This is a genomic window from Pseudocitrobacter faecalis (assembly GCF_965231525.1).
GTDB classification, from domain to species: Bacteria; Pseudomonadota; Gammaproteobacteria; order Enterobacterales; family Enterobacteriaceae; genus Pseudocitrobacter; species Pseudocitrobacter faecalis.
Genome location: NZ_CBDDNJ010000002.1, coordinates 247913 through 267494 on the forward strand (window position 1 = coordinate 247913; position 19582 = coordinate 267494).

Genomic DNA, 19582 nt, shown 5'->3' on the forward strand with positions numbered 1-19582 from the left:
CAAAATGTGCAAAGTCTTTTGCTCCAGAAGCAATAATCTTATTACCAGCGCACCCGCGCTTCAAACCCACCTTCAGGGATATTGTCAAAATTCACCGTCATCCCGTGCAGAGATGCAATGCGCCGCACAATCGACAATCCCAGCCCGCTGCCCGTTTGTTCCTGGCCTGGCGGACGATAAAAACGCTCGCCCATTCGCGCCAGCGCATCCGGTGACACGCCTGGCCCGTTATCGCGCACGGTAAAACCGTCTTGCTCCAGCGTCACGTCGATAACACTGCCTGATGGACTGTAGCGCACGGCGTTATCCAGCAGATTACGCACCAGCAGGCTCAGCAGCAGCGGCTGGGCGGTGCGGGCGATGTTGAGTGCGTTGAGGTGCAAGCGCACTTCGATTCCCGCACGCTGGGCGCTGTGATAAATATCCATCACCGCGGATTGCAGCAACTCTTCCAGTTGGACGGTCTGTACATCCGCCAGGTTATCAAGCGAGTCGAGGCGGGAGAGAGTGAGCAGTTGCTCCACCAGACGGGTGGCGCGGTCGATCCCTTCATGCAACTGCGATAAGGCTTTCTCGCGCGCGTCAGCATCATCCTGTGAGAGCTGTGCCACTTCGGTTTGTACTTTCAGTGCGGTTAACGGGCTGCGCAGTTCATGGGCGGCGTCAGAGGTAAAACGTCGCTCGCGGATCATCATTTCGTGGGTTCGATGGAAGAGGTGATTGAGGGCGTCTACCAGCGGACGCACCTCATTCGGCACGCCCCGTGTATCAAGCGACGTATCATCTTCCGGCGAGCGGCGGCGCAGGGTGAGCGTCAGTTTTTTCAGTGGGCGTAGTTCACTGCTAAGCAGCAGGATCAACAGTAAAAACATCACCGGCAGCGCAACCAGCCACGGCGTAAGCTGCGACGTGATGATATCCAGCGCCATCTCTTCGCGATACTCCCACTCCTGGCCGACCACGATGCGGTATTTTTTATCGGCGGTGGTTAGCCACAGAAAACGCCAGCGATCGTCGTCATTGATTAAGTTGCCATCGTCAAACCCTTCCCGGCGATAGCTATAAGGGATAAACGGGCCATTCTCGCCGTCATGCATCACCATTCTGCCGTCAATCGCGTATACCGCGAAGGCCAGCACGTCTTCGTCAAGGTGACCGTGTTTAACCTTCTTCGGCGCGCGGATAAACTGCTGCGAACTGCGCACGTCGGTAAAATCCATTGCACTGATGCGCTTGGCGAAGAGCATTTGCTGGGTATCGAAGAGTTTATCCAGCTTATTGGTGGTTTGATGCCAGGCCACCAGGCTGGCGCAGAGCCATGCGGCGGCGGAAAGCAGCATAAACAGCAGCGTCAGGCGGACGCGCAGGCTGAGGCGGGGAAACAGTTTCACTGTGCCCCCAGGGTATAACCGATGCCGTGTACAGTGCGGATAAACTCGCTGCCCAGTTTGCGGCGCAGATGATGCACGTGCACTTCCACGGCGTTGCTGGTGACGTCATCATCCCAGCTGTAGAGCTTTTCTTCTATCAGCTTGCGCGGCAGCACGCGCCCGCTGTTGCGCAGCAGCAACTCCAGCAGGGCGAACTCTTTCGGTTTTAGGGCGAGAGGGTCGCCGTTAAGCGTGGCGGTGAGTTTACCCGGATCGAGCGTCACCGCGCCGTGGCGCAGTTCATTGCTCGGCTGCCCGTGTGCGCGACGAATTAAGGCTTCCAGCCTGGCGGCGACTTCAATCAGCGCAAAGGGCTTACATAAGTAGTCATCCGCACCCAGGCGAAGCCCTTCAACGCGTTGGCTGAGCGCATCGCGCGCAGTGAGGATGAGAACCGGCTCATGATGCGATTTTTCTCGCCAGGCGCGCAGGATATCCAGTCCATCAATGCCAGGCAGCGTGAGGTCGAGGATCACGGCGTCATACGGCGCGCTGTCGAGGGCTATTTTTCCTTCTTCGCCCCGGGTAAACCAGTCAACCGTAAAGCCCATTTTGCCAAGGCCGGTCTTTAACCCGTCGCCAATCAGCTTGTCATCTTCCACCAGTAAAATTCGCATCTTGCCTTCCTTGCCTCTCCGCTTGAATAAAGCCAGTAAACCCTTATCAGACCTGCGCTGTACAGTAAAAAAATGAATATTTTTACCTTAAGAAGTCGTTAAGCATTATCCTGTTTAATGGCTTTCGTAATGAAATTTAAGGGAGAAAATATCATGAAGAAATTTGCTGCAATGGCCGCCGTCCTGGCGCTGATCGCTACCCCGGTTCTGGCTAACACTCAGGGCGGTTTTTCCGGCCCGGGCTCAACGTCAACACAAAGCGGCGGTTTCGTTGGCCCGGATGGCACTGCAACCACCGTTGCTAATGCGAAAACCCTGCGCGATGACACCTGGGTTACGCTGAAAGGGACTATCGTTGAGCGTATCTCTGACGATCTCTATACCTTTAAAGATGAGACCGGCACTATCAACGTTGATATCGACGACAAACGCTGGAATGGCCTGACGGTGACGCCGCAGGATAAAGTTGAAATTCGCGGTGAAGTGGATAAAGACTGGAACTCGGTTGAAATCGACGTTAAACAGATTCAGAAACTGAAACCGTAATCAGAAAGCGCCAGCGGCCTGTCTTGTCGTTGGCGCGTTTTCAGGATGTATGTTGAGGTCACTATATGGATGTTACCCTCGTTGATTTTCCGCGCACGCGGGTTGCTTTGCTGCAACATCGTTGCAGCCCGGAACTGGTTAACTATAGCGCTGCGAAATTCATTTTATGGCGCAGAGATACAGGTTTTTCACCGGTTGAGCAGAGTCAAACCTTCGGCATCGCCTGGGACGATCCTCAAACCACGCCGCCGGAAGCGTTTCGTTTTGATATCTGCGGCAGCATAAGCGCGCCTGTGCCTGAAAATGCCCACGGCGTCATCAACAGCGAAATTCCCGCCGGGCGCTGCGCGGTTGTACGCCACCACGGCTCGCTGGATACGGTCAGCGAAAGCGTCTGGTTCTTGTTGCGCGACTGGCTGCCGGGCAGCGGTGAAACGCCACGCGATTTCCCGGTCTTTTTCCAGTACCACAATTTTGTCGATGACGTTGCTGAACACGAACGGCAAACGGATATCTATTTGCCACTGCAATAAACCGCCTTTCTCGCCTTCTCTCACGGACTTGTGACTCAGCCCGTGAGATAGGGTATTATCTGCGGCAATATTGCCGTCCGAACGGTCAGCATGCAGATTTGAGGAACCCCCATTAATGAGCGATATGGCAGAGCGCCTTGCGCTACATGAATTCACGGAAAACGCCTACTTAAACTACTCCATGTACGTCATCATGGATCGCGCGTTGCCGTTTATTGGTGATGGTCTGAAGCCGGTGCAGCGCCGCATCGTCTATGCGATGTCTGAACTGGGCCTGAATGCCAGCGCCAAATTTAAAAAATCGGCGCGTACCGTTGGTGACGTGTTGGGTAAATATCACCCGCACGGCGACAGCGCCTGCTATGAAGCGATGGTGCTGATGGCGCAGCCGTTCTCATACCGTTACCCGCTGGTCGACGGCCAGGGGAACTGGGGGGCACCGGACGATCCGAAATCGTTCGCGGCAATGCGTTATACCGAATCGCGCCTGTCAAAGTATGCCGAGCTGCTGCTGGGCGAACTGGGGCAAGGCACGGCGGACTGGGTGCCGAACTTTGACGGTACGATGCAGGAGCCGAAAATGCTGCCTGCGCGTCTGCCGAATATTCTACTGAACGGCACCACTGGCATTGCGGTGGGGATGGCGACGGATATTCCGCCGCACAACCTGCGCGAAGTCGCAAACGCCGCCATCAGGCTGATTGAACAGCCGAAAACCACCCTGGATGATCTGCTGGATATTGTGCAGGGGCCGGACTATCCGACCGAAGCCGAAATCATCACCCCTCGGGCGGAAATCCGCAAAATTTACCAGAACGGGCGCGGTTCAGTGCGTATGCGCGCAGTCTGGAATAAAGAAGACGGCGCGGTGGTGATCACTGCGCTGCCACATCAGGTTTCTGGCGCGAAAGTGCTGGAACAAATCGCCACCCAGATGCGCAACAAAAAACTGCCGATGGTTGATGATTTGCGTGATGAATCAGACCACGAAAACCCGACGCGTCTGGTGATTGTGCCGCGTTCAAACCGTGTGGATATGGAGCCGGTGATGAATCACCTCTTCGCCACCACGGATCTGGAAAAAAGCTATCGTATCAACCTGAACATGATTGGCCTGGATGGTCGTCCGGCGGTAAAAAATCTGCTGGAGATCCTCACCGAATGGCTGGCGTTCCGTCGCGATACCGTGCGCCGTCGTCTGAACTATCGTCTGGAGAAAGTCCTTAAGCGCCTGCATATCCTCGAAGGTTTGCTGGTGGCGTTTCTCAACATCGACGAAGTCATTGAGATCATTCGCACCGAGGATGAGCCGAAACCGGCGCTGATGTCGCGCTTCGGCATCAGCGAAACGCAGGCTGAAGCCATCCTTGAGCTGAAATTGCGCCACCTCGCGAAGCTGGAAGAAGTGAAGATTCGCGGCGAGCAAAACGATCTGGCGAAAGAACGCGATCAGTTACAGGCGATTCTCGCGTCCGAGCGCAAAATGAATAACCTGCTGAAGAAAGAACTGCAGGCGGATGCCGATACCTTTGGCGACGACCGTCGTTCTCCGCTGCATGAGCGTGATGAAGCGAAGGCGATGAGTGAGCATGACATGCTGCCGTCTGAGCCGGTGACCATTGTGCTGTCGCAGATGGGCTGGGTGCGTAGCGCCAAAGGCCACGATATCGACGCGCAGGGGCTGAGTTATAAAGCGGGCGATAGCTGGAAAGCGTCGGTGAAAGGCAAGAGCAACCAGCCGGTAGTGTTTGTGGATACCACGGGCCGAAGCTATGCCATCGACCCCATCACGCTGCCGTCGGCGCGCGGTCAGGGTGAACCATTGACCGGTAAGCTGACGCTGCCGCCAGGCGCGACCGTTGAGCATATGCTGATGGAAAGCGACGATCAGAAACTGCTGATGGCGTCCGACGCGGGCTATGGCTTCTTGTGTACGTTCAACGATCTTGTCGCGCGCAACCGCGCGGGTAAAGCGATGATCTCGCTGCCGGAAAACGCACATGTTCTGCCGCCGGTAGTAGTAGAAGATGAGTCTGACATGCTGCTGGCGATCACCAGCGCGGGTCGCATGCTGATGTTCCCGGTGAGCGACCTGCCGCAGTTGTCGAAAGGTAAGGGCAACAAGATTATCAACATCCCGTCGGCGGAAGCGGCGAAAGGGGAAGATAGTCTGGCGCACCTTTACCTGCTGCCGCCGCAAACCACGCTGACCGTGCACGTCGGTAAACGCAAAATCAAACTGCGTCCGGAAGAGCTGCAAAAAGTGACGGGCGAACGCGGTCGTCGCGGTACGTTGATGCGTGGATTGCAGAAAATCGACCGTATCGATATCGACTCTCCGCTGCGTCAGAGCGCGGGGGAGAGCGAGGAGTAAAGCTTACCCCTCACTCTAACCCTCTCCCCTGGGGAGAGGGGATAGAATGTGCCTGACATGAAGAACTGCGCGGTTTTTCACCCTCTCCCTAAGGGAGAGGGCTGGGGTGAGGGGGACAAAATGCACTTTCTAAAGTAAAAACGTTGTTAATTACGCCGTTGCGATTAAGAATAGCCCTTACGAGGGTTTGCGAGTCACAAATCCTGACCAATATATAACTCTAAGCGGTCAGGGCTTCAGAGGTAGCTATGCTATTTATTTTTCGTGTCATCATCGTGGTCATTTACTGCATCCTGGTATGCGTGTTTGGCTGTATCTATTGCCTGTTTAGTCCGCGTAATCCAAAACACGTTGCCACTTTCGGCCATATGTTTGGCCGTATGGCCCCGCTGTTTGGTCTGAAAGTTGAAACCCGCCTGCCTGCGGACGCCGCAAGCTACGGGAATGCTATCTACATTGCGAACCACCAGAACAACTACGACATGGTGACTGCGGCAAATATTGTTCAGCCGCCGACCGTCACCGTGGGTAAAAAGAGCCTGGTGTGGATCCCATTTTTTGGTCAACTCTACTGGCTCACCGGTAACCTGCTGATTGATCGTAATAATCGTGCGAAAGCACACAGCACCATTGCCGAAGTGGTGAAAGCCTTCAACAATCGCAAAATCTCTTTCTGGATGTTCCCGGAAGGCACGCGTAGCCGTGGCCGTGGCCTGTTGCCGTTTAAAACCGGCGCGTTTCACGCAGCCATTGCGGCAGGTGTACCGATTATTCCCGTGTGCGTTTCCAATACATCGGATAAGATTAACCTTAACCGCCTGAACAACGGGTTGGTGATTGTTGAAATGCTGCCGCCGATCGATACCCGCAAATGGGGTAAAGACCAGGTGCGCGAGCTTTCCAAATATTGTCGTGATGTAATGCAGGCAAAGATAGAAGAACTGGATAAAGAAGTCGCTCAGCGCGAGTCTGACGGAAAACTATAAAACCGGGTCAGGCTCTCTCGCCGCCGGGCGAATAAAGCACGGCGGCAATCATCAAACGCGGTGCTGGCTTACGGGAAACGAATTCCCTTTTTTGATTGATCAGTTTTCATGGAGTTTATATGTCACTCAGTCGGCGTCAGTTTATTCAGGCATCGGGCGTTGCGTTCTGCGCAGGGGCAGTGCCGCTGAGGGCAAATGCCGCAGGGAAACATCCTGAGCTGCCGATACCGCCGCTTGTGGAATCGCGTCGCGGACAGCCTCTCTTTCTTACCTTACAACGTTCACACTGGTCCTTCTCTCAGGGTACGCGCGCGCCTGTCTGGGGTATCAATGGTCGCTACCTTGGGCCGACCATCCGCGTGTGGAACGGTGATGACGTCAAACTGATTTACAGCAACCGCCTGACGGAAAATGTTGCCATGACCGTGCGCGGTCTGCAGGTTCCCGGCCCGCTGATTGGCGGCGCGGCGCGAATGATGTCGCCAAACGCTGACTGGGCGCCGGTGCTGCCGATTCGACAATCCGCGGCAACGCTGTGGTATCAGGCCAATACGCCAAACCATATGGCTCAGCAGGTCTACAACGGTCTGGCGGGGATGTGGCTGATCGAAGATGAAGTTAGTAAGTCTTTACCCATTCCAAATCACTACGGCGTCGATGACTTCCCGGTAATCATTCAGGACAAGCGTCTTGATAATTTCGGTACGCCGGAATACAGCGAACCGGGCAGCGGTGGCTTTGTCGGCGACACGCTGCTGGTGAATGGTGCCCAAAGCCCTTACGTTGAAGTCTCACGCGGTTGGGTGCGTCTGCGCCTGCTGAACGCCTCTAACTCGCGCCGCTATCAGTTGCAGATGAGCGATGGCCGCGCGCTGCACGTCATCTCCGGCGACCAGGGCTTTTTGCCCGCGCCTGTTTCGGTCAAGCAACTATCGCTCGCACCGGGGGAACGACGTGAGATCCTGGTCGATATGACCAATGGTGATGAAGTCTCCATTACCTGTGGTGAAGCGGCGAGCATTATGGATCGTCTGCGCGGCTTCTTTGAGCCGTCGAGCATTCTGATTTCCACGCTGGTACTCACCCTGAAACCGACCGGCCTGCTGCCGCTGGTCACCGATAACCTGCCGATGCGCCTGCTTTCCACCGAGATCATGACCGGCACACCGCTACGCAGCCGCGATATTGTGTTGGGGGATGATCCTGGCATTAACGGTCAGTTATGGGATCCGCAACGCATTGATATCACCGCGCAGCAGGGAACCTGGGAGCGCTGGACGGTACGCGCGGATGAGCCGCAGTCATTCCATATTGAAGGCGTGATGTTCCTGATCCGCAACGTCAACGGCGCGATGCCATTCCCGGAAGACCGAGGCTGGAAAGATACCGTCTGGGTGGATGGACAGGTGGAACTGCTGGTTTACTACAACCAGCCGTCCTGGCCGCACTTCCCGTTCCAGTATTCCAGTCAAACGCTGGAGCTGGCGGATCGCGGCTCGATTGGGCAAATTCTGGTGAACCCGGCACCGTAACGCGGGATACAGGAAGCCGCGCCGGGTAATGCCCGGCGCTGCTGTTTTACATCGCTTGCAGACGCGCAATTCTGGCTTCAATGGAGGGGTGTGTGGCAAATAACCCCGTTTTTCCCCGATCGGCTTTCAGAGGTGATGTGAACCAGAGAGATTGACTCGCGTTATCGACCCGCTCAATCATCTCTGCGCGTCAGCTGATTTTTTCCAGTGCCGCGATTAATCCCTGCGGGTTGCGCGTCAGCTCAACCGCCGTTGCATCCGCCAAAAATTCGCGATTACGTGAAAGCGTTAAACGCACAATGGTCGCGACGATGGGAGCTAATAACAGGAATACAATAGCAGCGATATACAGCACCATGCTGCCACCGCCACCTTTACTACCGGAACTTTTACGATTTTTGCCCCCGCCCAAAAACAGGCTTTGTTTGCCCAGCGAACTCATTAACGTAATGGCGGATACCAACGCGACGGCGATAGTCGCAAGGCGGATATCATAATTACGTACGTGCGCCATTTCATGGGCGATGACGCCTTCGAGTTCATAGCGCTCCAGGCTTTCCAGAAGCCCACGAGTGACCGCCACGGCGGCTTTTTCCGGTGATGTGCCAGTAGCAAAAGCATTGGGGGATACATCGTCGATGATAAAAATGCGCGGCACCGGGACGCCCGCGACATTTGCCATATCTTCTACCGTTTCAAACAGAACAGGTGCCTGTTCACGGTCAGTGATTTCTTTTCCACCGTTCATCCACATCACAACTGCGGAACCCTGGTAGATCATTATCAGGATATACACAATGCTAATGACCATCGAGGCGCCAACGCCATAAAAGAAATTCTTGAACAACAGAAAACCCATCGCTGCGCCAACTTCAATCAGCAAAAGAAAGAAAATAATCACTAATAAAAATGTGTTGCGTTTATTGTGGGCAATTTCTTCAAATAACATGAGCGCATTCCTTGCGGATTAGAACTTAACGGTGGGTGTTTCCCGTTCAGTTTCGGCGATGCTTAACATCTCTGTTTTCTCGAAATGATGGAGATTAGCAATGATATTTGATGGAAATGATTCTACCCGGTTATTCCAGTTCATTACGGTTGAATTATATAATTGGCGTGAATAAGCTACTTTATTTTCCGTGGTGGAGAGTTCGTGCTGTAACTCAACGAAGGAATCGTTCGCTTTGAGTTCTGGGTAGCTTTCGCTAAGCGCGAAAACGGAGCGCAGTGCACCCGTCAGTTGATTGTTCGCCTCAAGCTGTTGCTGCGGGCTGTTTCCGGCAGCAATGATGCTGTTACGCGCGGCGATCACCTTTTCCAGTGTATCTTGCTCATGACGTGCAAATCCTTTAACTGTTTCGACCAGATTAGGAATTAAATCGCAGCGTCTTTTTAACTGCACGTCGATTTGTGCCCACGTCTCCTCGACGCGGTTACGGTTTTTTATAAACGCGTTATAGGTTCCAATATAGAATCCGGCCAAAATAATAACGATGGCAAGCGCGATAAGAAAAAACATTGTCGATCCCTCTGATAATAAAGTCATCACTATAAATAATGTGGCGTTAGGGGTAAATATAAGGTGTGTTAGTCGGCGGTTTTTTGTGATGTTTAGTGTGGCTTCGTTATAGGTTAATATTTCTGGTAAATTAATTTATGAATCCTGATTAATATTATGAATAGTTTTGCGACTCCTGTAGAGGGATAAACTCTCCACACCCTCGCTTACTTGTTCCTTCTCCGCTGTCACGCTCGTCAGGATGCTTACCTGGTAGAATCACCGCGCCGCGCCGCATACCTGGCAACAATCTCCTTCATTTCCCCCCTGAATACAGCGTATAATCCCCGGCCTTTGATTATTTTTTTACCACTTTTCTTTTTGGAAGCAAAATGAGCTCTATCTCCCTGATCCAACCGGATCGCGACCTGTTCTCCTGGCCGCAGTACTGGGCCGCCTGTTTTGGGCCGGCGCCGTTTTTGCCAATGTCCCGTGAAGAGATGGATCAACTTGGCTGGGATAGCTGCGATATCATTTTGGTTACCGGCGACGCGTACGTTGACCATCCGAGCTTTGGGATGGCGATTTGCGGTCGTATGCTGGAAGCGCAGGGTTTCCGCGTGGGCATCATTGCGCAGCCGGACTGGAACAGTAAAGACGATTTTATGCGCCTGGGTAAGCCAAACCTCTTTTTCGGCGTCACCGCAGGCAACATGGACTCGATGATCAACCGCTACACGGCCGATCGTAAGCTGCGTCAGGACGATGCCTACACGCCGGATAACGTCGGTGGCAAACGCCCCGATCGCGCAACGCTGGTCTATACCCAGCGCTGTAAAGAAGCGTGGAAAGATGTGCCGGTGATCCTGGGCGGCATTGAAGCCAGCTTGCGTCGTACCGCGCATTACGATTACTGGTCTGACACCGTGCGCCGTTCGGTACTGGTTGACTCTAAAGCCGATATGCTGATGTTCGGTAACGGCGAGCGCCCGCTGGTGGAAGTCGCGCATCGTCTGGCGCAGGGCGAACTCATTTCACAGATTCGCGATGTGCGTAACACGGCGATTATCGTCAAAGAAGCGCTGCCGGGCTGGGCTGGCGTGGATTCAACGCGTTTAGATACGCCGGGGAAAATCGACCCGATCCCGCATCCGTATGGCGAAGATTTGCCGTGTGCTGACAACAAGCCGGTGAAACCGCAGAAAGCGGAAGTTAAAACCGTCACCGTTCAGCCGCCTCGCCCTAAGCCGTGGGAAAAAACCTACGTGCTGCTGCCGTCTTTTGAGAAAGTGAAAAACGATAAAGTGCTGTACGCACATGCTTCGCGTATTTTGCACCATGAAACGAACCCCGGCTGCGCACGTGCGTTGATGCAAAAGCACGGCGATCGCTATATCTGGATCAACCCACCGGCGATCCCGCTTTCCACCGAAGAGATGGATAGCGTGTTCGCGCTGCCGTATCAGCGTGTACCGCATCCGGCGTATGGCAATGCGCGCATTCCGGCATATGAGATGATCCGCTTCTCGATCAACATTATGCGCGGCTGTTTTGGCGGCTGTTCTTTCTGCTCCATTACCGAGCACGAAGGGCGCATTATTCAGAGCCGTTCGGAAGACTCGATCATCAACGAGATCGAAGCCATTCGCGATACGGTGCCAGGCTTTACTGGCGTGATTTCCGACCTCGGCGGGCCGACCGCGAACATGTACATGCTGCGCTGTAAATCGCCGCGTGCCGAGCAGACCTGCCGCCGTCTCTCCTGCGTTTATCCGGATATCTGCCCGCACATGGACACCAACCATGAGCCGACGATCAACCTTTACCGTCGCGCGCGCGATCTGAAAGGTATCAAGAAGATCCTCATCGCCTCCGGTGTGCGTTACGACATCGCGGTGGAAGATCCGCGCTATATCAAAGAGCTGGCAACCCACCACGTGGGCGGTTATCTGAAGATTGCGCCAGAGCATACGGAAGAGGGGCCGTTGTCGAAAATGATGAAGCCGGGGATGGGGACTTATCACCGCTTTAAAGAGCTTTTCGACACCTATTCGAAGCAGGCCGGGAAAGAGCAGTATCTGATTCCGTACTTTATCTCTGCACACCCGGGTACGCGTGATGAAGATATGGTGAATCTGGCGCTGTGGCTGAAGAAACATCGCTTCCGTCTCGACCAGGTGCAGAACTTCTATCCGTCGCCGCTGGCGAACTCGACCACCATGTATTACACCGGCAAGAACCCGCTGGGTAAAATTGGCTATAAGAGTGAAGAAGTGGTTGTGCCGAAAGGTGATAAACAGCGTCGCCTGCATAAAGCGCTGCTGCGTTACCATGATCCGAAAAACTGGCCGATGATCCGTCAGGCGCTGGAAGCCATGGGTAAAAAACATCTTATCGGCCCGCGTCGTGATTGCCTGGTGCCGTCACCGACGCTGGATGAGATGCGTGAAGCACGTCGCCAGAACCGCAACACGCGCCCGGCGCTGACTAAACACACGCCGGTGGCGCATCAGCGTCAAACGCCAGCAGGCGCGAAGAAGGCTCCTGCCGCGCAGCCACGCCCGGTTAATACGGGGGCGAAAAAACGCGCAAAACCGGCGGCAGGGCGTTAAGAATCCTGCTCCGCTCTGATTCTGGCCGCTAATGCGGCCAGCTTCTCATCATCCGCCCGCTCGTGATCGTGAGAAGATAAATAGCCCTCATACTGTTCAAAATACTTCTTCTGCGTAAACTCGATAGGCTGCCATTTCGTCATGTCGCCGGTGCCATGCATCGGGCTGAGTTTGCTGTGCACGTGGTCCACGCCGAAACCTTCAAAAAACATTCCGCTGCGACCCACATCAGCAAAAGATTTATCCAGCAATTTAGCCACTTTCTGTGTCGCCAGAACCAAATCGGCCAGCGCCTGTGGTGGCATATCAAAGGCATAGCTTGGATAGTGTTTTTTCGGAATGACGACGGTAAAGCCTTCGGTATTAGGGAAAATCGACAGGAAGGCCAGGTGATGTTCATCTTCCCAGATTTTATGGCAGGGCGCTTTGCCCGCAACGATTTGGCAGAAAATGCAGGTCATGCGATCCTCGCGAAAAAGATAAGGTGTAAGCCAGATTATCACAGATAAAAAAAACGCTACCGTAGTCGGTAGCGTTTAGTATGAATGCGTTAGCCGCCGAATTGATCCGGGTCGGGCCCAAGACGTTTGCCTTTATCCAGTTTGGCTATTTCGCCCAGTTCGTCTTTATCAAGACGGAAATCCCAGACGTCGAAGTTGGCGGCAATACGCGCAGGCGTCACTGATTTCGGGATGACGACTAGGCCGTTATCCAGGTGCCAGCGAATCACGATTTGTGCCGGAGTTTTGCCATATTTATCCGCCAGATCGCGAATGATTTTCTGATCGAATACGCCTTCGCCGCCCTGTGCCAGCGGGCTCCAGGATTCGGTTTGAATTTTATGCGTCGCGTTCCACGCATGCAGCTGGCGTTGTTGCATCAACGGGTGAAGTTCAATCTGATTGATAACCGGGGCGACACCGGTTTCATCGATAATGCGTTGCAGGTGATTTACCTGGAAATTGCAGACGCCGATGCTTTTTACCAGCCCTTGCTTTTGCAGTTCAATCATCCCTTTCCACGCGTCCACGTAGTGGTCAATGGCGGGAACCGGCCAGTGCATCAGGTAGAGGTCGAGATAATCGAGTTGCAGCTTATCAAGGCTTTCCTGTAGCGCCTCGGCAGGGCGTTTCTGATCGTCGTTCCACAGTTTAGTGGTGATAAACAGCTCTTCACGCGGAACACCCGCGCTTTTCAGCGCCTGGCCCACGCCATCTTCGTTCTTGTAGGCGGTGGCGGTATCAATCGAGCGATACCCGACCTCCAGCGCTTTATGAATCGCGGTGACAACCTCCTCGTTGCTTGCTTTCCACACGCCGAGACCCAGTTGCGGCATCACGTTGCCGTCCTGGAGTTTGATTACGGTTGGATGTGTCATGCATTTCTCCTTTTCTCTCTATTGCTTATCGGCGCAGTGGGCCCGATAAGATTTGTAAGATCAATTCTGGTCGAAATATGCAAAAACGAAAGCCAGACGCTAAAGACTTAGGTCTGGCTTTGAGTGGGGATTAACGTGCCGCTTCGTAAATGCGACGGCTTACTTCTAGGGTAATATCCTGATTTTCACCCAGTTTTGTCATGCCATGCTCTTCGAGTTTTTTCAGCAGCGCCGGGATGGAGCTCCCGTCCAGCCCGTAATCGGACAAATGAGTCGGAACGCCCATTTGCTCGAAGAAATTGCGGGTGGCGGCGATGGCAGCGTCGATACGCGCATCATCGGAACCTTCGGTGATGTTCCAGACGCGTTCCGCGTATTGCAGCAGTTTGGCGCGTTTGGTGTCACGTTTTTCATTCCACAGGGCAGGCAGGACGATGGCCAGCGTCTGTGCGTGGTCAAGGCCGTGCATGGCGGTCAGTTCGTGGCCCAGCATGTGGGTCGCCCAGTCCTGCGGCACGCCTGCGCCGATCAGGCCATTTAACGCCTGAGTTGCCGCCCACATAATATTGGCGCGAACATCGTAGTTTTCAGGTTCTTTCAGCGCTTTCGGGCCATCTTCAACCAGCGTCAGCAGAATACCTTCCGCGAAGCGATCCTGAATTTTGCCGTTTACCGGGTAGGTGACGTACTGTTCAACCGTGTGCACGAAGGCATCAACCACGCCGTTGGCTACCTGACGCGGTGGCAGCGTGTAGGTGTAAACCGGATCCAGAATCGCGAAGACCGGCTGCACGTGCGGCGACATAAAGGCGCGTTTGTCGCCGGTGGTTTTACGAGAAATAACCGCACCTTTATTGGATTCAGAACCGGTTGCCGGAAGGGTAAGAACGGAACCCATCGGAATCGCGCTGTTCACCTTGCTGCCGTAAGTTTCCAGAATTTCCCACGGGTCGATAGACGCATCGTAATGCGCTGCCGCCGCGATAAATTTGGTGCCGTCCAGAACGGAACCGCCGCCAACGGCGAGCAGGAACGTGATTTTTTCGTCGCGAGCAATTTTCACCGCGTTCATCAGCGTTTCATAAGACGGGTTCGGTTCAATACCGCCAAACTCGCGAACGTCAAGACCTTCCAGAGCGGATAACACCTGATCCAGTACGCCGGTTTTTTTCACGCTGCCGCCACCGTAGGTCACCAGCACGCGAGCGTCTTCCGGAATTTGCGCACGCAGGTTTTCAATAACGCCTTTACCGAAAAGAATGCGGGTTGGAGTATGGAGATCAAAATTAAACATGGCTCGTTTCCTTCATCGGAGGATGGAAAAAGTGGGTAGCAATGGTGGCTACCGGATGACGACTATTGTGGTCTTCAGGGGCGATCCTCTCAATGCACATTTCTGCCATTGTCTTGCCCATTTCTCCACAGAGCTGGAGAAAAGTAGCGAAAAGGTCAACAATGAATGCCTGTATTCATCTGGCGGGAGAGTGGGAAAATGAACCGGGAAGAGATTTGTGCGTTGTTAACGGATAAGATTAAATTATTGAAAAGTAATGAACAAAGTCTTAGTGCTTTGGTGCCAGATATCCAGCTTATCTATGGTACTCAGCCTGCCGCACGCACACCCGTTATGTACCGTCCTGGGATTATATTTCTCTTTTCTGGCTATAAGATTGGCTATATCAATGAACGTACCTTCCGCTACGACGCCAATGAATATTTACTGCTGACGGTGCCGCTGCCGTTTGAGTGTGAAACCTTCGCCACCGAGACCGCGCCGCTGGCCGGGTTACGTCTGAACGTCGATATTATGCAGCTTCAGGAGCTGTTAATGGATATCGGGGAAGATGAACGCTTCCAGCCTGCAATGGCGGCGAGTGGGATTAACTCGGCGACGCTCTCTGATGAGATCCTTTGTGCGGCTGAGCGGCTGCTGGATGTGATGGAACGTCCGCTGGAAGCGCGTATTCTCGGCAAACAGATTATCCGCGAAATGCTGTTCTATGTGCTTACCGGGCCGCGCGGTGGGGCACTGCTGGCGTTGGTCAGTCGCCAGACGCATTTCAGCCAGATCAGTCGCGTGTTGAAGCGCATCGAAAGTCAGTACACCGAAAATCTGAGCGTCGACCAACTGGCCGCCGAGGCCAATATGAGCTTGTCAGCGTTTCATCATAACTTTAAATCGGTGACCAGCACGTCACCGTTGCAGTACCTGAAAACGTATCGCCTGCACAAGGCGCGCATGATGATGGTGCATGATGGATTAAAAGCAAGCGCAGCGGCAATGCAGGTGGGATATGAAAGCGCATCGCAGTTTAGCCGCGAATTTAAACGCTATTTCGGCATTACACCGGGAGAAGATGCGGCGCGTTTACGCGCGATTCAAATCGTTTAGGCAAGAGGCTTTTGTAGGCCGGATAAGCGCAGCGCATCCGGCTTCAAAGCGCATCCGGCCCTAAAGAGCAGCGCCCTCAGGCGCTGCAATACTTCTTCTTAATCACCACCACCAGCGTACCAAGCAGCCCGGCAACCAGCAGGAAAATAGGCAGGATCATCAGGAAGGTCATCACCTGATCTTCATGACGTTTTACAAACGGAATCATGCTTATGGCATAGCCGAGACTGGTGACAACGCCCACCCACAGCAGCGCGCTCAGCCAGTTAAAGAACTGGAAGCGACGATTAGAGAGCCCGGAAATGCCCGCCATGGTTGGCAGCAGCGTACGCACGAACGCCAGAAACCGCCCGGCGAGCAGCGCCAGCAGGCCGTGACGATCGAACATGCAGGTCGCACGTTGATGATATTTTTCCGGTAATTGCGCGAGCCAACCTTTCACTGTTCGGGTGTTGCCCAACCAGCGCCCCTGAATATAGCTCAGCCAGCAGCCGAGGCTGGCGGCAGTCGTCAAAATGATCACCGTCGGTACAAATCCCATCACCCCTTTGGCGATGAGCGCGCCCGCGAGCAGCAACAGGCTATCGCCCGGCAGGAAGGATGCCGGAAGCAGACCGTTTTCTAAAAACAGCGTGGCAAACATAACCAGATAAACCACCCCCACAACGTGAGGATTCGCCAGTGCGGCAAAGTCATGTTGCCAGAGCGCGGCGACAATATCTTGAATGACGACCATGGACTTTCCTGTGGAACAGCATTTTCGCTTATTGTACTCCCGAATTGCCTGAAACTCTTTGATCCCTCGCGCAACAACAGATGCACAGCTGTTCAGGAATAAGAACAACCTGAGCCGTATGCGTTTACGCCGGAATATTCTGGCCATTCGGTTGATAGACTGTTCTCAAAATCTTGAAAACGCGCGAGGCATTGCGCGACGCGTATCTTCAGGGACATTGCTAACCAGACAGCCCGGGGCGATATACCACCGGGCCTGAGGCTATTTTACACAATACGTGCGAAGCCTGCTGCTAAATCCGCGATAAGATCGTCAATGTTTTCTAAACCAATATGTAAGCGAATCAGGGTGCCCGTGAAGTCGACAGTGCCACCGGGGCGAATCTCCGCCAGTTGTTCTGGCTGGTTCGGCAGGATCAGCGACTCAAAACCGCCCCAGGAATAGGCCATGCTGAACAGGGAGAAGTTGTCGAGGTAAGCAGAAAGTTCGGCATCCGTTAAACGCTTTTTAAGCACGAAGGAGAACAAGCCGCTACTGCCTGTAAAATCTCGTTTCCAGTATTCGTGACCTTTACTGCCAGGCAGCGCCGGATGATTCACGCGAGCAACCTGCGGATGTTGTTCCAGCCATTCGGCAATCTTCAGGCTGCTTTCATGATGCTGACGCAGGCGAACGCCGAGCGTGCGCAGGCCACGGCTGGTCATGTAGGCGGTATCTGCATCCACCATTTGGCCCATCAGATACGCATTTTCGCGCAGTTGCGCCCAGCAGCGTTCGTTAGATACCGCAGTACCGACCATCGCATCAGAGTGGCCAATCAGGTATTTCGTGCCTGCCTGAATTGAGATATCGATACCGAAATCGAGCGCTTTAAACAGTACGCCTGCCGCCCAGGTGTTGTCGATCATGATGATCGCCTCCGGCGCAACGCTGCGCACGGCGGCGACAATCGCCGGAACATCATGAACTTCCATGGTGATTGAGCCTGGAGATTCCAGGAACACCACTTTGGTATTGGGTTGAATCAGATGTGCGATTTCGCTGCCAATCATCGGGTCAAACCAACTCGTGGTGACACCTAGTTTACCGAGGATTTTGGTACAGAAATCCTGGCTCGGCTCATAGGCGGTATTGGTCATCAGCACATGATCGCCCTGCTCAACGAAGGCCAGAATCGTATTAGCGACCGCCGCTGCACCGCACGGGAAGAGGGCGCAGCCCGCGCCGCCTTCCAGCTCGCACATCGCTTCCTGTAATGAGAAATGGGTGAGCGTGCCGCGACGCCCGTAGAAAAGTTCGCCTTTCGCGCGATTGCGGGTGGCATGTTTCTTCGCCTCTACGGTGTCGAACACCAGCGAAGAGGCGCGCTGAATGACGCTGTTTACCGAACCCTGCGTGTACTTTTTACTCCGCCCGGCGTTGACCAGCGCGGTATCCAGGTGCTTATCTGCCATCTCTCTCCTGCCTATTTTTATACGTCTGGACGTCTAAATTATCACGATTGTTGCAAGATGTACCCGCTTGCACGATATAAAGCAGAAAATTTCTCAAAAAGCGCGGTGGTGACTTTTTTACTGCGTAAGCGCAAGGAAAATAAGTATGATTTGAGTCACTATGTAAATACTAATGAGAACTACTATCAATTCGACGTCGTTTTGATATTATTGTGCTCAGATTTTGTGATTTATGTCCTGGAGATACAGAGTGGGTAATAATTTGATGCAGGCGGATCTCTCCGTTTGGGGTATGTATCATCATGCCGACATCGTTGTTAAAGTGGTTATGATTGGCCTGATTCTGGCATCCGTAGTCACCTGGGCCATCTTCTTTAGTAAGAGCGCAGAGTTGTTCTCCCAGAAGCGTCGCCTCAAACGCGAGCAGCAGCTGTTAGCGGAAGCCCGCTCTATCGATCAGGCGCACGAAATCGCCGCCGCCTTCCACGCGAAAAGCCTTAGCACGCAACTGATTCATGAAGCGCAGGACGAGCGTGAGCTTTCTGCGGGCTCTGAAGACAATGAAGGGATTAAAGAGCGTACCGGCTTCCGCCTGGAACGTCGCGTTGCCTTCGTGAGCCGTAATATGAGCCGCGGCACCGGTTACCTCGCGACTATCGGCGCCATTTCCCCGTTTGTCGGTCTGTTTGGTACCGTTTGGGGTATCATGAACAGCTTCATCGGTATTGCGCAGACACAAACCACCAACCTGGCTGTTGTTGCGCCGGGTATCGCAGAAGCGCTGCTGGCGACCGCCATTGGTCTGTTTGCCGCGATTCCGGCGGTGGTTATCTATAACGTCTTCGCCCGTTTGATTGGCAGCTATAAAGCAAACCTCAGCGATGTTGCTGCGCAGGTTCTGCTGCTGCAAAGCCGTGACCTGGATCTTAACGCCAGCGGCGTGACCCAGCCGGTACGTTCCGCACAGAAATTACGAGTAGGTTGATGCCCCATGGCTATGCGTCTTAATGAAAATCTGGACGATAACGGCGAAATGCATGAAATCAACGTGACGCCGTTTATCGACGTTATGTTGGTTCTGCTGATCATCTTTATGGTTGCCGCGCCGCTGGCGACGGTGGATGTAAAGGTCAATCTGCCCGCGTCTTCCAGCCAACCGCAGCCGCGCCCGGAAAAACCGATCTATCTGTCGGTGAAAGCGGATAAGTCGATGTTCCTGGGTAATGACCCCATTACCGATGAGAACATGGTGAATGCGTTGAACACGCTGACGGAAGGGAAGAAAGAGACCACTATTTTCTTCCGCGCCGATAAAACTGTCGACTATGAAACGATGATGAAGGTGATGGACACCCTGCATCAGGCCGGTTATCTGAAGATTGGCCTGGTAGGGGAAGAGCACGCAGGGGCGAAATAAACCCCTCACCCCGGCCCTCTCCCTCAGGGAGAGGGTGAAAACCGCACTCACTTAAACCTCGGCTCTGTCGGTGCCCT

17 protein-coding genes and 1 pseudogene are annotated in these 19582 nt (G+C 53.9%); 9 read left to right on the forward strand and 9 right to left on the reverse strand.

Annotated elements, in window-relative coordinates; genetic code table 11:
• Positions 1-41: 41 nt before the first annotated feature.
• Positions 42-1391, reverse strand: coding sequence for a quorum sensing histidine kinase QseC (gene qseC, locus ACOXYR_RS01845; RefSeq protein ID WP_108475106.1), 1350 nt, complete (start codon positions 1389-1391; stop codon positions 42-44).
• Positions 1388-2047 carry a quorum sensing response regulator transcription factor QseB gene (gene qseB, locus ACOXYR_RS01850; RefSeq protein WP_108475107.1) on the reverse strand — a complete coding sequence of 220 codons (660 nt, stop codon included), beginning with the start codon at positions 2045-2047 and terminating at the stop codon, positions 1388-1390. The genes qseC and qseB overlap by 4 nt, the downstream gene beginning before the upstream one ends.
• A 153-nt stretch (positions 2048-2200) precedes the next feature.
• Between qseB and ACOXYR_RS01855 the strand changes: the two genes are divergently transcribed.
• The 5 genes and pseudogenes from ACOXYR_RS01855 to ftsP all read left to right on the forward strand — a co-directional run bounded on the left by ACOXYR_RS01855 (position 2201) and on the right by ftsP (position 8018).
• Positions 2201-2593, forward strand: coding sequence for a YgiW/YdeI family stress tolerance OB fold protein (locus tag ACOXYR_RS01855; protein WP_108475147.1), 393 nt, complete (start codon positions 2201-2203; stop codon positions 2591-2593).
• 65 nt (positions 2594-2658) lie between these two features.
• Positions 2659-3126, forward strand: a pseudogene (locus tag ACOXYR_RS01860) (AraC family transcriptional regulator); the annotation flags it as partial.
• A gap of 115 nt (positions 3127-3241) precedes the next feature.
• Positions 3242-5500 (forward strand): DNA topoisomerase IV subunit A, encoded by a 2259-nt coding sequence (gene parC / locus ACOXYR_RS01865; RefSeq protein WP_113858969.1) that lies wholly within the window; start codon positions 3242-3244, stop codon positions 5498-5500.
• Between the two features lie 248 nt (positions 5501-5748).
• Positions 5749-6486 carry a 1-acylglycerol-3-phosphate O-acyltransferase gene (plsC, locus tag ACOXYR_RS01870; RefSeq protein WP_189624168.1) on the forward strand — a complete coding sequence of 246 codons (738 nt, stop codon included), beginning with the start codon at positions 5749-5751 and terminating at the stop codon, positions 6484-6486.
• Between the two features lie 119 nt (positions 6487-6605).
• A complete protein-coding gene (gene ftsP / locus ACOXYR_RS01875) occupies positions 6606-8018 on the forward strand; it encodes a cell division protein FtsP (RefSeq protein ID WP_421355382.1) in 1413 nt (470 codons plus the stop codon).
• Positions 8019-8208: 190 nt separating this feature from the next.
• Here ftsP and ACOXYR_RS01880 read toward each other — a convergent pair whose 3' ends face one another.
• Positions 8209-8967 carry a M48 family metalloprotease gene (locus ACOXYR_RS01880; protein WP_421355381.1) on the reverse strand — a complete coding sequence of 253 codons (759 nt, stop codon included), beginning with the start codon at positions 8965-8967 and terminating at the stop codon, positions 8209-8211.
• Between the two features lie 18 nt (positions 8968-8985).
• Positions 8986-9537, reverse strand: a complete 552-nt coding sequence (locus tag ACOXYR_RS01885) for a LemA family protein (RefSeq protein ID WP_421355380.1) — start codon at positions 9535-9537, stop codon at positions 8986-8988.
• Between the two features lie 371 nt (positions 9538-9908).
• On the opposite strand from ACOXYR_RS01885, the gene ACOXYR_RS01890 reads away from it, so the two are divergent.
• Positions 9909-12128: a YgiQ family radical SAM protein gene (locus tag ACOXYR_RS01890; protein ID WP_421355379.1), complete on the forward strand. Its 2220-nt coding sequence runs from the start codon at positions 9909-9911 to the stop codon at positions 12126-12128.
• On the opposite strand, the gene ACOXYR_RS01895 is transcribed toward ACOXYR_RS01890, so the two are convergent.
• From ACOXYR_RS01895 to yqhD, 3 genes are all read right to left on the reverse strand, one after another.
• Positions 12125-12589 carry an HIT family protein gene (locus ACOXYR_RS01895; RefSeq protein ID WP_108475115.1) on the reverse strand — a complete coding sequence of 155 codons (465 nt, stop codon included), beginning with the start codon at positions 12587-12589 and terminating at the stop codon, positions 12125-12127. The two genes, ACOXYR_RS01890 and ACOXYR_RS01895, sit on opposite strands and share 4 nt — an antisense overlap.
• Before the next feature lie 89 nt (positions 12590-12678).
• Positions 12679-13506 carry a 2,5-didehydrogluconate reductase DkgA gene (dkgA, locus tag ACOXYR_RS01900; protein WP_350435762.1) on the reverse strand — a complete coding sequence of 276 codons (828 nt, stop codon included), beginning with the start codon at positions 13504-13506 and terminating at the stop codon, positions 12679-12681.
• 130 nt (positions 13507-13636) lie between these two features.
• Positions 13637-14800 (reverse strand): alcohol dehydrogenase, encoded by a 1164-nt coding sequence (gene yqhD / locus ACOXYR_RS01905; RefSeq protein ID WP_350435761.1) that lies wholly within the window; start codon positions 14798-14800, stop codon positions 13637-13639.
• Positions 14801-14998: 198 nt separating this feature from the next.
• On the opposite strand from yqhD, the gene ACOXYR_RS01910 reads away from it, so the two are divergent.
• On the forward strand, positions 14999-15898 hold the full coding sequence (locus tag ACOXYR_RS01910; RefSeq protein WP_108475119.1) for an AraC family transcriptional regulator: 900 nt from the start codon (positions 14999-15001) through the stop codon (positions 15896-15898).
• Between the two features lie 76 nt (positions 15899-15974).
• Here the strand turns inward: ACOXYR_RS01910 and yghB are convergent, their stop codons facing one another.
• Complete coding sequence (yghB, locus tag ACOXYR_RS01915; protein ID WP_108475120.1) at positions 15975-16634, reverse strand: DedA family general envelope maintenance protein YghB; 660 nt, start codon at positions 16632-16634, stop codon at positions 15975-15977.
• Positions 16635-16900: 266 nt separating this feature from the next.
• Positions 16901-18088 carry a cystathionine beta-lyase gene (gene metC / locus ACOXYR_RS01920; protein WP_113858978.1) on the reverse strand — a complete coding sequence of 396 codons (1188 nt, stop codon included), beginning with the start codon at positions 18086-18088 and terminating at the stop codon, positions 16901-16903.
• Positions 18089-18338: 250 nt separating this feature from the next.
• On the opposite strand from metC, the gene exbB reads away from it, so the two are divergent.
• Positions 18339-19073: a tol-pal system-associated acyl-CoA thioesterase gene (gene exbB / locus ACOXYR_RS01925; protein ID WP_108475122.1), complete on the forward strand. Its 735-nt coding sequence runs from the start codon at positions 18339-18341 to the stop codon at positions 19071-19073.
• Positions 19074-19079: 6 nt separating this feature from the next.
• On the forward strand, positions 19080-19505 hold the full coding sequence (exbD, locus tag ACOXYR_RS01930) for a TonB system transport protein ExbD (protein ID WP_189624161.1): 426 nt from the start codon (positions 19080-19082) through the stop codon (positions 19503-19505).
• Positions 19506-19582 lie beyond the last annotated feature (77 nt).